The 14452-nt window shown below is 55.4% G+C and carries 16 protein-coding genes and 1 pseudogene; 10 read left to right on the top strand and 7 right to left on the bottom strand.

Translation table 11 applies throughout. The annotated features are described in order from the left end of the window. From WBC85_RS01085 to purC, 4 genes and pseudogenes are all read right to left on the bottom strand, one after another. A pseudogene (locus WBC85_RS01085) lies at positions 1-122 on the bottom strand (phosphoribosylformylglycinamidine synthase subunit PurQ); the annotation flags it as partial. A 32-nt stretch (positions 123-154) separates the two neighbouring features. Then, complete coding sequence (locus WBC85_RS01080; protein ID WP_424432839.1) at positions 155-1198, bottom strand: zinc-dependent alcohol dehydrogenase family protein; 1044 nt, start codon at positions 1196-1198, stop codon at positions 155-157. A 4-nt stretch (positions 1199-1202) separates the two neighbouring features. Further along, positions 1203-1433: a phosphoribosylformylglycinamidine synthase subunit PurS gene (gene purS, locus WBC85_RS01075; RefSeq protein ID WP_424432838.1), complete on the bottom strand. Its 231-nt coding sequence runs from the start codon at positions 1431-1433 to the stop codon at positions 1203-1205. Positions 1434-1453: 20 nt separating this feature from the next. Beyond that, a complete protein-coding gene (purC, locus tag WBC85_RS01070) occupies positions 1454-2215 on the bottom strand; it encodes a phosphoribosylaminoimidazolesuccinocarboxamide synthase (RefSeq protein WP_424432837.1) in 762 nt (253 codons plus the stop codon). A gap of 206 nt (positions 2216-2421) precedes the next feature. Here purC and WBC85_RS01065 point away from each other — a divergent pair, with 206 nt between their 5' ends. From WBC85_RS01065 to WBC85_RS01050, 4 genes are all read left to right on the top strand, one after another. Then, the gene (locus tag WBC85_RS01065) at positions 2422-2736 is read left to right on the top strand and encodes a DUF1476 domain-containing protein (RefSeq protein ID WP_424432836.1); all 315 of its coding nucleotides are present in this window, start codon (positions 2422-2424) and stop codon (positions 2734-2736) included. A gap of 112 nt (positions 2737-2848) precedes the next feature. After that, on the top strand, positions 2849-4696 hold the full coding sequence (locus WBC85_RS01060) for a phosphatidylglycerol lysyltransferase domain-containing protein (RefSeq protein WP_424432835.1): 1848 nt from the start codon (positions 2849-2851) through the stop codon (positions 4694-4696). Between the two features lie 81 nt (positions 4697-4777). After that, positions 4778-5794: a betaine--homocysteine S-methyltransferase gene (bmt, locus tag WBC85_RS01055; RefSeq protein ID WP_424432834.1), complete on the top strand. Its 1017-nt coding sequence runs from the start codon at positions 4778-4780 to the stop codon at positions 5792-5794. Further along, positions 5795-6178 carry a YbaN family protein gene (locus WBC85_RS01050; protein ID WP_424432833.1) on the top strand — a complete coding sequence of 128 codons (384 nt, stop codon included), beginning with the start codon at positions 5795-5797 and terminating at the stop codon, positions 6176-6178. On the opposite strand, the gene WBC85_RS01045 is transcribed toward WBC85_RS01050, so the two are convergent. Continuing rightward, positions 6160-7254: a PA0069 family radical SAM protein gene (locus tag WBC85_RS01045; protein ID WP_424432832.1), complete on the bottom strand. Its 1095-nt coding sequence runs from the start codon at positions 7252-7254 to the stop codon at positions 6160-6162. The genes WBC85_RS01050 and WBC85_RS01045 overlap by 19 nt on opposite strands. Positions 7255-7452: 198 nt before the next feature. Between WBC85_RS01045 and WBC85_RS01040 the strand changes: the two genes are divergently transcribed. Further along, positions 7453-8154 (top strand): corrinoid protein, encoded by a 702-nt coding sequence (locus tag WBC85_RS01040; RefSeq protein WP_424432831.1) that lies wholly within the window; start codon positions 7453-7455, stop codon positions 8152-8154. A 75-nt stretch (positions 8155-8229) separates the two neighbouring features. Then, positions 8230-8862, top strand: a complete 633-nt coding sequence (locus tag WBC85_RS01035) for a DUF1638 domain-containing protein (RefSeq protein ID WP_424432830.1) — start codon at positions 8230-8232, stop codon at positions 8860-8862. Here WBC85_RS01035 and WBC85_RS01030 read toward each other — a convergent pair. Continuing rightward, positions 8859-10001, bottom strand: coding sequence for a HupE/UreJ family protein (locus WBC85_RS01030; protein ID WP_424432829.1), 1143 nt, complete (start codon positions 9999-10001; stop codon positions 8859-8861). The genes WBC85_RS01035 and WBC85_RS01030 overlap by 4 nt on opposite strands. Between WBC85_RS01030 and WBC85_RS01025 the strand changes: the two genes are divergently transcribed. The 4 genes from WBC85_RS01025 (at position 10002) to WBC85_RS01010 (ending at position 13415) form a co-directional block, all read left to right on the top strand. Further along, positions 10002-10811, top strand: a complete 810-nt coding sequence (locus WBC85_RS01025; RefSeq protein WP_424432828.1) for a DUF4198 domain-containing protein — start codon at positions 10002-10004, stop codon at positions 10809-10811. Positions 10812-10849: 38 nt separating this feature from the next. Beyond that, a complete protein-coding gene (locus WBC85_RS01020; RefSeq protein ID WP_424432827.1) occupies positions 10850-11743 on the top strand; it encodes a PfkB family carbohydrate kinase in 894 nt (297 codons plus the stop codon). Further along, positions 11740-12660 (top strand): pseudouridine-5'-phosphate glycosidase, encoded by a 921-nt coding sequence (locus WBC85_RS01015; protein ID WP_424432826.1) that lies wholly within the window; start codon positions 11740-11742, stop codon positions 12658-12660. Before WBC85_RS01020 ends, WBC85_RS01015 begins: the two co-directional genes overlap by 4 nt. A 68-nt stretch (positions 12661-12728) precedes the next feature. Then, positions 12729-13415, top strand: coding sequence for a DUF502 domain-containing protein (locus WBC85_RS01010; RefSeq protein WP_424432825.1), 687 nt, complete (start codon positions 12729-12731; stop codon positions 13413-13415). 12 nt (positions 13416-13427) lie between these two features. Here the strand turns inward: WBC85_RS01010 and WBC85_RS01005 are convergent, their stop codons facing one another. Beyond that, the gene (locus WBC85_RS01005) at positions 13428-14447 is read right to left on the bottom strand and encodes a patatin-like phospholipase family protein (RefSeq protein WP_424432824.1); all 1020 of its coding nucleotides are present in this window, start codon (positions 14445-14447) and stop codon (positions 13428-13430) included. Positions 14448-14452 lie beyond the last annotated feature (5 nt).

Here is a 14452-nt window from a genome sequence, read left to right as displayed (position 1 = left end):
CCTTCGGGCAGCGCAGTATCTTTGTGCCAAACCCGCGTCACATGTGCACCAGCCATTTGCAGGCCAACCGCCAGATCGCGATCACAGTTAGACCCCGGAAAGGTAATTACAGCAGCTTTCATTGTCGTATCCTTCAAACGCTCAGTCAGTGAAGTCAGCGGGTAAAATCGGTAATAACAGCCACGCCGGGAGGCGCAATAGCATCAAACGCAGCAAGTTCGGCCGTTGCTTGGCCAAGCGCAATAGTGCGCGTCACCAGCGGCGATACGTCGACCCGCCCGCTCTCGATCAAGCTCAATAGGCTGGGATAGCGCCAGCTGGGCATACCGCGCGTACCAAAGACCGCCAACTGGCCAGAATATAGAGTATCCATAGGCAGTTGCATCGTTGCATGATCGCCTGCGGGCATCCCAACTTGAACCATCCGGCCTAGTTTTCGCAGCGACGTCAGTGCCCCGACAGTCGTTGCCTGAATACCAAGCGCTTCAATCGCGACATCCGCGCCGCCCGCTGTTATTTCGCGAATAGCTTGCGGAGCATCGCACGTAGATGCGTCGATAACGGCATCGGCGCCCAGTTTCTTTGCATAGGCCAGTTTTTCTGGCGCGATATCAACGACAATCACCCGTGCGCCCAAGGCATGGCCAAGCAAAAGCGCTGAAATTCCGATGCCACCCCCGCCAAAAATCGCAAGCCATTCGCCTGCTTGCAATGCCGCGCGCCCTGTAAGCGCATGCCAAGCGGTTGTAACGCGGCAGCCAAGTCCAGCAGCCAACGCAGGCGACAAACTATCCGGCAGAACCGTTAAATTGGCATCCGCGAAAGGCACAGCAATCAATTCGGCAAAGGCCCCTTGGCGGGTAAAGCCGGGCACCGCTTGTGATGCACAAATCGTTTGGTTTCCAGCAGCGCAATCCGAGCAACTGCCACAGGCTAGAATAAACGGAGCAATGACCCGCTCACCGACCCGCCAACGGGTTACGTTTTTGCCAAGCGCAACAATTTCGCCGCAAAACTCATGTCCCGGTACATGCGGCAAGGACACATCAGGATCCGCGCCGACCCAAGCGTGCCAGTCTGAGCGACATACGCCGCAGGCCAAAACCTTGACAATTACCTCGCCAGAATCCGGCGTCGGGTCAGGCAGATCTACAATAGTAAGTGGCGCGCGCCATTGCGTGATCTGCGCGGCGCGCATCAGCTTAGCTTAGCTCGACTGTGTAGGATTCGATTACAGTGTTGGCGAGCAGCTTTTCACACATCTCGCTTACTTGCGCTTCGCTGGTTCCGTCGGCCAACTCCAGCTCGATCACCTTGCCCTGACGGACGCCCTCGACACCGTCAAATCCAAGCGCACCCAACGCATGGCGAACCGCTTCGCCTTGAGGATCCAACACACCGTTTTTCAACATGACATGTACACGAGCTTTCATCGGCAAGTCCTTCTTGGCGCTTAGTTAATCAGGGTTGGTTTGGTGATAGGTTGCTGGTTCTTGGGCATAACGCCCAAACGCTTTGCAACTTCGGTATACGCATCAGTGAGCGACCCAAGATCGCGGCGGAACACATCCTTGTCCAGCTTTTGACCCGTCTCGATATCCCACAAACGGCAGCTATCGGGGCTGATTTCATCCGCGACAACAAGACGTTGGAAGTCGCCATCATAAACGCGGCCAACTTCGATTTTGAAATCAACCAGTTTGATGCCAACGCCGTACATGACGCCTGCAAGAAAATCATTTACACGCAGCGCAAGGCTGAGGATATCATCCATGTCCTGCTGGGACGCCCAACCAAAGGCCGCGATATGTTCTTCGGAAACCAGCGGATCACCCAGTTTGTCGTCTTTCAGGCAGTATTCGATGATCGGGCGCGGCAATTGCGTACCCTCTTCAATCCCAAGACGCTTGGACATTGTGCCAGCGGCATAGTTACGCACGATGATCTCCAACGGAACAATCTCGCACGAGCGCACCAGTTGCTCGCGCATGTTCAGGCGCTTCAAGAAATGCGTGGGCACGCCGATGCTGCCCAAACCCAGCATGAAATACTCGGACAGCAGGTTGTTGAGCACACCTTTCCCGTCGATGATTGCTTTCTTTTCAGCATTAAAGGCGGTCGCATCATCCTTAAAATATTGGATAATCGTTCCCGGCTCCGGACCTTCATAGAGGGTCTTGGCCTTACCTTCATAAATCTTTTTTCCGCGCGCCATGGCAGTGACTTTCTTTGCAGCGTGACACACATGGGGCGACTCTGCCCGATGCGCATTCTGCGGCCCTCTTAGGGCAACAACCACCTCGGGGCAAGGTTGAGTGCAAGCACTTTGATGCGTTCCGTTGCCGCTTGGCCCTTGCAGCGCAGTGCGCAGCGTCGCATATTCAGTACAAACCCATCAACACTTGAGGATAGTGATCTAAAATGAGCACCTTTGACGACCGCGAGAACGCCTTCGAAGCAAAATTCGCCCATGACGCTGACATGCAATTCAAAGCAGACGCGCGGCGCAACAAGTTACTTGGTCTTTGGGCCGCAGAACTGATGGGCAAATCGGCAGACGAAGCCGCAGAATATGCCAAAGAAGTGGTCAAAGCCGATTTTGAGGAAGCGGGCCACGAGGACGTTGTGCGCAAAGTCGCTGCCGATCTCGGTGATAAATCGAACCCGGATGAAATTCGCGCAAAAATGGCTGAACTGATGGCCGTGGCCAAGGGCCAGATCATGTCCGAAGTGTAATTCACGCGCGCTGATAGTGATGAAAGCCCTGCCAGATAGGTTCTGGCGGGGCTTTTTTGTCAAATTTGATCCGTTAAGCGATTGATAAGACTGCATGCGTTAGAGCATTGCTATGTCTTCATCTCTCCCTGACCTTCCTTTTCATCGCAAAGCGCTCACGCAACTCGCCGCGCTTTGTATTGTCTTTCCGCTTTGCATTCTTGCCGCCCGTCCGTTTCTGGATGCGCTGGATTGGGGGCAAGTTGGGATTGCTTGGCGTGGCATTACCGCGTCTCAGTGGTCAATTGCGCTGTTGGCAACAACCGCCAGCTTTGCCTCTCTCGGGCGCTATGATGTCATCATCCACCGTGTTTTGGGCACTGGCGTTGGTGCGCAAAGCGCGCAGGCGAGCGGCGCAGCAGCCGTGGCCCTCTCCCAAACGCTTGGCTTTGGATTGATTACAGGCACATTAGCGCGCTGGCGCTCGCTTCCCGGGCAAAGCATCGTCGCTGCAGGATCGGTGACTGCGCTGGTGTCTTTCAGTTTTCTGGGCGCATGGCTGATGATCTTTGCGCTCACAGGGCTTTTGGCGTCGCATTCTTTGCCCCTTCCCCCATTGGTTTTCCAGGCGAGCCTTTTTTCTGCCCTGTGTTTCGTTCTCTATTCGGTCTTGAAACGCTACCTGACAATTGCAGGGCGCCGATTGCGCTTGCCCAGTCTGCGCGCAATCGTTTCGCTTATGCTTTACGCCGCCTTGGACACCGGGTTCGCGGCCCTTGCTTTATGGATCTTGCTGCCAAGCGCGGCTGCGATGCCCTTCAGCTTCCTCTTTCCGATCTATCTGGCCTGCCTTGGCACAGCCCTGCTCGGCAATACGCCAGGTGGTCTCGGCCCGTTCGAGGTAACCTTCCTTTGGGCGCTCCACAGTCATAGCGTGAATGATCTACTGGCTGGCCTCATCGCGTTCAGACTTATCTACTTCGCGCTGCCCGCCTGCATTGCGATGCTCTACCTTATTCGCCCTCTACCCGCACGGCAGGCCAAGCGGCCAATGATATCGCTCGCGCGCGGATTGCACCCAGAAACGCCTGCGGCGCTACAAACAGGAACGCCGTTGATCGCAAATAACGGCACAATGATCTGCGCAATCGCGCGCACCAGCCAAACGACCAGCGCGATCTTTGATCCAGCAGCAAGCACCAGCGCCAGCCTTGCCGCGCTTACCGCCGCCGCACGCCTTAACGCAACTGTCCCGCTCTTTTACAAATGCAGCGCCCGGCAAGCTGCGAAATTTCGCGCGCATGGCCTTTACGTTGCGCGCATCGCACAGGACGCCATGCTTGATCTAACTCAAAGCGATCTGAACACCCCGAGCCGACGCAGTCTACGTCGAAAGCTGCGCGCCGCTGCGAAAGCAAACGTAAGCATCGCGCGATTGTATCCCAATGATCTGCCGCTCGACGAACTCAAAGCGATCGATGCGCAATGGCAATCTGGCAATGGCGCAGCGCGTGGCTTTTCCATGGGCCGTTTTGAGTTGGAATACGTTAAGCAGCAAGCGATTTTTGGCGCATACAACGACGGCAGACTGATTGCATTTATCACCTGCCATGCAAGTTCCGACGCCTGGGCCCTGGACCTGATGCGTAGCGATGCAAATGTTCCCAGCGGGACAATGCATGCGCTGGTCTGGCACGCGATCGAAGCGGCGAAAGCGCAAGAATGCGCCTCTTTCTCATTGGCGTCAGCGTCCTGTACCCGCGCGCCGTTGATCCAAATCATCGACAAACTCAGTTTTTTAAAATCGCCCAACACGGCAGGGCTAGAGCAATTCAAACGAAGCTTCGCGCCGCAATGGTACGCGCTTTATGCAGCAGCACCCAATCGCGCTGCTCTCTGGCTGGGACTTTGGGATATCTGGCAAGAGGTGCAAGATCCGCCCCCATTGCGATCAAGGACCCGGGCATTACGGGCGCGATAGGTTTCATCATCATTATGACCATTATGAGTTTGCTTCACCCCTGCGCGCGTGGCACAGAGGCGAAAATTGCAGGATTTAATCATGACGAACGCGCTTTCAAAAATGCTCGCAACTCGCGACTGGATATTGGCCGACGGGGCCACAGGCACCAATCTTTTCAACATGGGACTCATGTCTGGTGATGCGCCAGAGCTTTGGAACGAACAGCACCCCGAAAAGATCAAAGCACTTTATCAAAGCGCCGTAGATGCCGGTAGCGATCTGTTCTTGACCAATTCCTTTGGTGGCAATGCCTCGCGTTTGAAACTGCATAATGCCCAAAATCGCGCCCATGAACTTTCGCGCATCGCCGCAGAGATCGGTCGCGAGGTCGCCGATGCGACGGATCGCGATATTATCGTGGCTGGTTCGGTTGGACCAACAGGCGATATTATGCAACCTGTCGGTTCTCTAAGCCATGCAGATGCGGTCGAAATTTTCCATGAGCAGGCCGAGGGTCTGAAAGCAGGTGGCGCGGATGTGCTCTGGCTTGAAACCATTTCTGCGCCAGAAGAATACCGCGCAGCCGCGGAAGCCTTTGGCCTTGCGCAAATGCCATGGGTCGGAACGATGAGCTTTGACACAGCCGGGCGCACAATGATGGGCACAACAAGTGCTGCGATGGTGAAAATGATCGACGCGCTGGAACACCCCCCTCTGGGCTTTGGGGCCAACTGCGGAACCGGTGCATCCGATTTATTGCGCACTGTGCTTGGCTTTGCAGCCCAAGGGCCCGAAATTCCGATCATTGCGAAGGGCAACGCTGGCATTCCGAAATATGTGGACGGCCATATTCACTACGATGGTACACCCGAGTTGATGGGCCACTACGCCCGCCTTGCGCGCGATTGCGGTGCCACGATTATCGGCGGTTGCTGTGGCACCATGCCAGAGCACCTGCGCGCCATGCGGGCCAGCCTGGAAGCAAGTGAAAAATCCAGCGCGCCTACGCTTGATATGATTGTCGCCGCTTTGGGCCCGTTTTCATCCGAAGGTGATGGAACCGAAGCCAACACGCCTGGCCCACGCCAGACACGGCGCCGAAAGCGCACCAGCTAAATGCGCATGGTTTGGTTCGCCTTGGGGGCCATGGCGCTTGTGCTTGCTGCGCTTGGCGTCGTTCTACCCGTTTTGCCGACCACGCCTTTTGTGATCCTTGCCGCCTTTGCATTTGGTAAATCCAGCCCGCGCCTGCATGCGTGGCTGCTTCGCTCCAAATTATTTGGCGGCATGATCGCACAATGGGAGGCACACGGCGTGATACCACGCCGCGTTAAATGGCTCGCCTGTTCCATGATGTTCGCGGTACTTGCATTCAGCATTTATGCGCAGGCGCCCCGTACCGTCCTAATTGCTCAAGTGATCGGTATAACGCTTGGCGCGGCTTATGTTTTGTCGCGCCCTTCGGTGCCCGACTTTGCCACTCAAAACAACGACATCTGATCGCCGCGTCGTAACGGGACCCCGAACAGATCACAGCGCAGCGGCGGCGCGCGCTCATCCAGTTCCAAAGCACGGCAGGCGCGCCTGAAGCGTTGGGCAATCAGCTCGGCATAAACGCCCGAACCGCGCATACGATGATGCCATCGCGCATCATAGTCCTGACCGCCATGCATTTCACGCAAGCGCGCCATCACCCTTGCACTGCGATCTGGATAGTGTTCGTGCAGCCAATCCTTGAAGATCGGCGAAACTTCACGTGGAAGCCGCAGCATGATCCAACTTGCCGTTTGCGCACCCGCATTTTTGCCTGCCCCCAGAATGTGTTCCAGTTCGGGATCGTTGAGCGCAGGCACAATGGGCGATGCCATGACGCGCACAGGAATCCTCGCCTCGGTCAGGCGCGCGATTGTTTGCAACTTTCGCGTCGGTGACGGCACGCGGGGCTCCATCTTGCGGGCAAGCCGGGCATCCAGCGACGTCAGAGATATTCCGACCCGCACCAAACCTTTGGCGGCCATTGGCTCCAGAATATCAATGTCCCGCTCGATCAAAGTGCCTTTGGTCACAATGGCAACCGGATGTTGAAAGCGCGCTAACACTTTTAAACAAGCCCGCGTGATTTCATGTGTCTTTTCAATCGGCTGGTAGGGATCTGTATTGGTGCCAATAGCAATTGGCGCAACCTTGTAGCGATCTGCGCGCAACTCCTGCTCTAAAAGCTCGGGAGCGTTGGGTTTCGCAACAAGGCGGGTTTCAAAATCCAGCCCCGCAGAAAGCCCGAGATATGCATGGCTGGGACGTGCGAAACAGTAAATGCACCCATGCTCGCACCCGCGATAGGGATTAATCGAGCGATCAAAAGGTAAATCGGGCGAGCGATTGTAGCTAATCAGGCTGCGCGCGGTTTCCAGACGCACTTCGGTCCGGAACTTTGCGCGCTCTTCCGGAATGTCCCAGTCGTCTGCTATTTCGATGCGCGAAAAGGCTTCAAAACGCCCGCTTTCATTGCTTATTGCGCCGCGTCCTTTGCGGCGCTCGGCCTGAATGTCGGTTTTTGCGCATGTTTCAAACATCATACCTATTTAGAACATTACAGGAACATTCACAATTGTTCATAAATATCATGATGTTTTTTCATTCGCCCCCTAGGCAAAAACATTTGTATAAGTCGGATGTGTGCACGCTGATGTCGTTATTGATGGAGTCATAGCGCGTCAATTTGACCAGATGTTGATAGACAAAACGGCGCAAGCGCCACAGCAAAGGAACGGCTCATGTCCGACGAAGAAGACGACATCATCCTGTCTGAACTGGACGACGAGGAATTAGTCCAACAGATGTTCGATGACCTCTACGACGGTTTGAAAGAAGAAATTGAAGAAGGCGTTAATATTCTTCTTGAACGCAATTGGGCCCCTTATGACATTCTGACCAAAGCGCTGGTTGGCGGCATGACAATTGTTGGTGCCGATTTCCGCGACGGTATTTTGTTCGTACCCGAAGTTCTTCTTGCGGCGAACGCAATGAAGGGCGGGATGTTCATCCTGAAACCGCTTTTGGCTGAAACTGGCGCGCCTCGCGTTGGCAAAATGGTCATAGGGACGGTAAAGGGCGACATTCACGACATCGGTAAAAACCTTGTGTCTATGATGATGGAAGGTGCAGGTTTTGAGGTTGTCGATCTTGGTATCAACAACGCGGTTGATTCCTATCTTGACGCGCTGGAAGCAGAAGAGCCTGACATTCTTGGCATGTCTGCCCTTCTGACCACGACGATGCCTTACATGAAGGTCGTGATTGATACGCTGGTCGAGCAAGGCAAACGCGATGACTACATCATTCTGGTTGGCGGCGCGCCGCTGAATGAAGAGTTCGGCAAAGCCATTGGTGCCGACGCCTATTGCCGCGATGCGGCCGTTGCCGTCGAAACCGCGAAAGAATGGGTTGGGCGCAAGCACAATCAACAAGCTGGCTAACCCTATATCAAAAACGCTATGATCTAGGCTCTGGTGCAGAAATGCTCAGAGCCTTTTTCGTTTGGAGACAACAGGATGCAGATTGAAGATAAGGTTTTGGCTGAACAGGGTCTGACGCTTCAAACAGGTGCCAAGTCCCTGATTATCGCGTGCGGCGCGCTGGCGCGTGAAATTCTTGCGTTGAAAGAGATGAACGGTTGGAACCACATGGATCTGACTTGCTTGCCAGCTATCTATCATGTGCATCCTGAAAAGATCACTGACGCGGTTCAAAACGCGGTTCTGAAACACAAACCAAACTACGAGCGAATTTTCGTGGCCTACGCCGATTGCGGCACGGGTGGATTGCTACAGGCAAAATGCGACGAGTTAGGTGTCGAGATGATCGAAGGGCCGCACTGCTATTCCTTTTTTGAGGGCAACGCGGCCTTTGCGATAAAATCCGAAGACGAGTTCACCGCCTTTTACCTGACTGATTTTCTTGTGCGCCAGTTCGATGCTTTTATCATCAAACCGATGGGCCTCGATCGCCATCCAGAACTGCGCGATATGTATTTCGGCAATTACGAGAAACTGGTCTATCAGGCGCAGATTGATGACCCTGCCCTAACAGAAAAGGCCAAGGACTGCGCAGCGCGCCTTGGCCTCGCTTTTGAGCGCCGCTTCACGGGCTATGGTGATCTGGAAACGGCACTGGCAAAGGTTTAAAGGAACACGCGTTCGACAAACCAATAGGCCCCGACCAGCGCGATGACGATAGACGCTGGGATCGCAATGCGCGCGCGATACCAGTCCTTGCCACCAAACCAAAAGCCGACAGCCAGAAAGGCCAGCGCGATTACGGTAAGCTGGCCGAATTCCACCCCGACGTTAAAGCCGATAAGCGCCGCGATGAATTGATCGGATGGTAGCCCGAATTCGCCCAGCACCGATGCAAATCCAAGACCGTGCAGCAATCCAAAGACGAAAATGATCGCAGGACGCCACGCGTGCATTTTGCGTGAGAATATGTTCTCGACCGCGACATAAACAATGGACGCCGCAATAATCGGTTCAACAATCGCACCCGGAATGCTGACCACGCCAAGCGCACCCAGCGCAAGCGTCACCGTATGGGCAAGCGTGAACGACGTTACTTGGATCAAAAGCGGGCGAAGCGCCGTTGAGAAGAAGAAAAGCCCAAGCACAAAGAGAATATGATCCAGCCCTTTGGGCAGGATATGATCGAACCCAACCGGAATATATTCAGCGAAAACCGACAGAAAGCCCCGTGCAGGACCACCATCAACGGGAATTACAGGGCTGCTCTGCCCCCCGCTGATATAGCCGGTGTAGGCGTTTTCGGGCCCCATCTGGCGCAGGATCAGCGTCCCATAGGTTGCGGGCCAAGCGACTTGCATCGTGCCCGCATCCTCAGGCGCTGCCCCCGTGAGCGTCAGGACGGAAAGCCGCGGCAATTCGACATCGCCAACTTCGGGGATTTCGAGTGCGCTGATCGCTAATGGAAGCGCCGCGCCATCAACGCTAAGCACCAAGTCACGCAACATTTGCGGCGCAAAGGCCTGCACCCGTGCCTCTAGTGTTGCAGCGTCAAGCGCGCGCAATGCGTCATAATCATCGGCCTCGGCAACGTCATTTGTGTTCTCTGCGGTATCCAGGTCTATTCCGGCAAGAAAGCTTTCAAGCGTAATGCGCAGACTTAGCGTCGCTTTTCCGCTCTCGTAGCTTAGATCACCGACTGTCGGTGACACCTCATGCGCGCGGGCTGGCGAAAGTGTTATCATCAAGATGCTTGACACTGCCAGCATCTGTACCAGCATTACCCTGAATTTAGAGAAAGCAATCATATGACCCCCAAGTCCTTTGTCCTAGCCGCTTTGATAAGCATCACCGCAGCGCCGCTCTTTGCACATGAGTTTTGGATTGATAGCAAAAAGTTTCAAGTCGAAATTGGCGAAAACATTGCCGCGTTCACAAAAAATGGTCAGAATTTCAAAGGCATAGATCTTGCCTATTTCACCAAACGCGCCGCACGCTTTGATCGAATAGATTCAAACGGTACAAATCCCGTGCGCGCACGTCTTGGAGATTCTCCGGTTTTCGACAAACCAATCGCAGATGACGGGATGTTCACCTTGGTGTTCCAAACCAACCCGGATCGCATAACCTACAAAGAATGGGAAAAATTCGCCAGTTTTGCCAAGCACAAAGCGTTTGACGATGTTCTGGAAAAACACCGCGCACGTGGCCTAAGCGAAGAGAAATTCACCGAAACCTATACGCGCTTTGCCAAAGGGCTTTTTGCGGTCGGAAGCGGCGTAGGGAATGATGCACAGCAAGGCTTGGAACTTGAAATCGTTGCCTTGAAGAACCCATACACCGATGACCTTTCTGCTGGCCTGCCGGTCCAACTGTTTTACCGTGAAATGCCCCGCATCAATGCACAAATCGAAATCTTCGAGCGTGACCAGAGCGGTGAAACAACTGTCAGCACGCTGCGAACCGACCCAAAAGGCATTGCGCTTATCCCTGTGAAATCGGGCTACACGTATTTGCTCGATAACGTGCTGTTGCGCGAACCCTCGCCAGAACTGGCCGAAGAAACAGGCGCAGTATGGGAAACGCTTTGGGCTGCCCTGACGTTCGAGGTGCGCTAAGGACTTGCGAGCGCGCGCAAGGCGCGGCACTAAGCAGTATGACAAGCAAACCTGATATTCTTTGCATCGGCTCTGTGCTTTGGGATGTGATTGGACGTTCCAGCAGCTCTATGCGCCAAGGTAGCGACGTGCCCGGCCGTATCACACAATTGCCGGGCGGCGTGGCTATGAACATTGCAATGACCCTGCGCCGTTTTGATCTGCGCCCTGCCCTGCTTAGCGCGATAGGCCGCGATGCGGCGGGCGATCACCTGATCGCAGAAGCCGAAGCATTAGGCCTTGATTGCCAATACCTTTATCGCTCCAGCGATCTGCCAACAGATCGTTATATGGCAGTTGAAGGCGCAAACGGTCTTATCGCCGCAATTGCCGACGCGCATTCCTTAGAAGCAGCGGGCGCAAAAATTCTGACGCCCTTGCAAGATGGCACACTCGGCGATGAAACCGCGCCCTATGCGGGAATGATCGCTTTGGACGGCAACCTGACCCTTGCATTGCTCAGCCGCATCGCCAGCGATCCGCTTTTCGCTGCCGCTGATTTGCGCGTCGCCCCTGCGTCGCCGGGAAAGGCCGAACGCCTACGCCCGTTTCTGGATCAGACCCGCGCGACGCTTTACGTAAACCTTGAAGAAGCACAGCTGCTGTGCCAACAAAACTTTGAAACCGCGAGCCAGGCCGCCGCGACCCTGCTCAAACGCGGTGCCGCGCGCGCGTTGGTCACCGATGGTGGCAATATGGCTGCCGAAGCAGACGCGAGCGGGCTGCGCGAAGCCACGCCGCCGCAGGTCTTGGTCGCGCGCGTGACCGGCGCGGGTGATACGTTCATGGCCGCACATATGAGCGCCGAACTGCGCTCCACCCCCAAACAGGACGCGTTGGAACAAGCACTTCAATCCGCCGCCCGATACGTTTCAGGAGAAACAGCACATTGACCGATCTACCCTTTATCCGCTCTGCCGCCGTACAAACCGCACATGAAAAAGGCGCGCCAGTTGTGGCGCTTGAATCGACGATCATCACCCATGGCATGCCCTATCCGCAGAACCTTGAAATGGCGCGCAAGGTTGAAGCAAAGGTGCGCGCAGGCGGTGCAACGCCCGCGACGATTGCCGTTCTGGATGGCATTTTACACATCGGTCTAGAAGACGCACAGCTAGAGGCGCTGGCGCAAACGCGCGGCGCAGCCAAACTCAGCCGCGCCGATTTGGCGGTTTGCATGGCGAGCGGCAAAACAGGTGCGACAACCGTAGCAGCAACGATGATCGCCGCAAATCTGGCTGGCATTTCGGTCTTTGCCACAGGCGGCATTGGCGGCGTGCATCGCGGCGCAGAGGAAAGTTTCGACATATCCGCCGACCTTCAGGAATTGGCGCAAACTGCTGTCACCGTCGTTGCCGCTGGCGCAAAGGCCATTCTGGACGTGCCTAAAACCCTCGAAGTGCTCGAAACGCTCGGCGTGCCTGTCATCGCCTTTGGCCAGGATCAAATGCCTGCCTTCTGGTCGGCGCAAAGCGCCCTTAAAGCGCCGCTGCGTCTCGATCATCCAAAGGATATCGCGCGTGCCCACCAAATGCGCGGCGCGCTTGGTTTGCCCGGTGGTCAGTTGATTGCTAACCCGATCCCAAGCGATGCAGAAATTCCGCGCGCGGAAATGGATCCTGTGATCGAACGCGCGCTTGGTGATGCGCTCGCCCACGGAATCACTGGAAAATCAGTGACGCCGTACTTGCTGCAACGGGTATTCGAGCTGACCGAGGGCCGTTCGCTTACTGCAAATATTGCGCTCGTGCTAAACAATGCGGCGCTGGGTGCGCAGATTGCCTGTGAATTGGCCGACATTTCCGACTAACCGCATCATGGGCATTGCCCCTCCTTTGCGCAGTGCTTAACTAAGCGGCAACTCGCTTGGAATTACTTATGAACACGCCTTTTGATGAACCCCCACGCAAAACGGGCCTATTTTCCTCTTTGCGCGCCAGCTTCCTGACGGGTCTGGTTGTGATTGCCCCTGTCAGCCTGACGATCTGGCTGATCTGGTCGGTGATTGGCTGGATTGACGGGGTTGTTTTACCGCTTGTGCCCTATACGTTTCAGCCCGAGAAATACATTGGCATCAACCTGCGCGGCGTTGGCGTCATCATCTTCTTGTTGTTCACTATTGTGGTTGGCTGGGTTGCGAAAGGTTTGCTGGGGCGTTCGCTGATCCGCTTTGCCGAAAGCATTGTGGAAAGCGTACCTGTTGTGCGCTCGATCTATTCGGGCGTGAAACAGATTGCAGAGACCGTCTTTGCCCAGACCGAACGCTCCTTCGAAAAGGCCTGCCTGTTCGAATACCCGCGCAAGGGTATCTGGGCGATCGGGTTTGTTTCGACCACCGCCAAAGGCGAAATCGCCCGCAGCGCCAACACAAGCGGTGATTTGGTCAGCATCTTCGTTCCTACGACCCCGAACCCGACCTCCGGTTTTCTGCTGTTTTTCCCCCGTGAAGATATCATTGAACTGGAAATGAGCGTTGAAGACGCGGCAAAACTGGTGATCTCGGCGGGGCTTGTTTACCCAAATCCGAAAGATCCGACAAAACCCCCTGCCAAACCAGCGCAATAGCGCAGGGCCAGCCTAGCTAAACATCGCTTGCAGGTTCACGCTGCTCCGCACGCCTATGTCGCTGCGGTGCGCATTCAGGAATTGCTCTGCGGCCGCTTGGCCTGCGGATTTCAGCGCAAAAAGCACCGATGGAATTGCGACCGTTTTCGTTGCGACCGACAACTCGTTCATCAACACGTCATCCGCAATCATATGCACATTCACCCGCTTCATTGCGCCGGCTGCAATCGTGCCCTCGCCGATCAACCGCTGAACGAAGGAAATCGCACGTAGCTCGCGCAAAAGCGATGAATTGAAACTGATCTCGTTGATACGGTTCTGAATCGCCTGCGCCGTTTGCGGCACCTCATCGCGCTCCAAAGGGTTGATGTTGATAATCACCACATCATCAGGAAGCCCTTTGTCGTATAGCGGAAAGAGTGGCGGATTGCCTGTATATCCCCCGTCCCAATAGGCTTCCCCGTCGATTTCGACCGCGCGAAAAAGCGTTGGCAAACAGGCAGAGGCAAGCAAAGCGTCTGGGCCGATTTCTGCCCCGCGGAACACTTTGACCTTGCCGCTACGCACATTTGTCGCCCCGATAAAAAGCGCAGGGCCTTCGCCCGCACAGACGTCGCCGTAATCAAACCCGTCAACGATTGAGCGCAGCGGATGGTTATAGAACGGCCCCCAGCTATAGGGCGACGTCAAGCGGTTGAACGCATCCGCAAACATATAAGGTGCGGAAAGCTCCAAGGCTTGCGACATCAAGGACGGCGAAAACGCATCATGCGCAAACCACTGTGGCATGCCCGCGCTTGAATTGCTGGCAATGCGCTGCCAGAGCGTTTCAAGTGCCTCGCGCGCACCATCTGCGCCGTCCGATATCATACCCGATTTAAGCGCAGCTGCGTTTAACGCCCCCGCGGAAGTTCCCGAAATAGCGGCAATTTCAAGATCAGGCTCTTGCAAAAGCCGATCCAATGCACCCCATGTGAACGCCCCATGCGCCCCGCCCCCTTGCAGGGCGAGGTTGATACGCAACTTTGTCATTATAG

The organism is Planktotalea sp. (assembly GCF_049680325.1).
Classification (GTDB): domain Bacteria; phylum Pseudomonadota; class Alphaproteobacteria; order Rhodobacterales; family Rhodobacteraceae; genus Planktotalea.
This window is presented reverse-complemented; position numbering and strand designations above follow the sequence as displayed.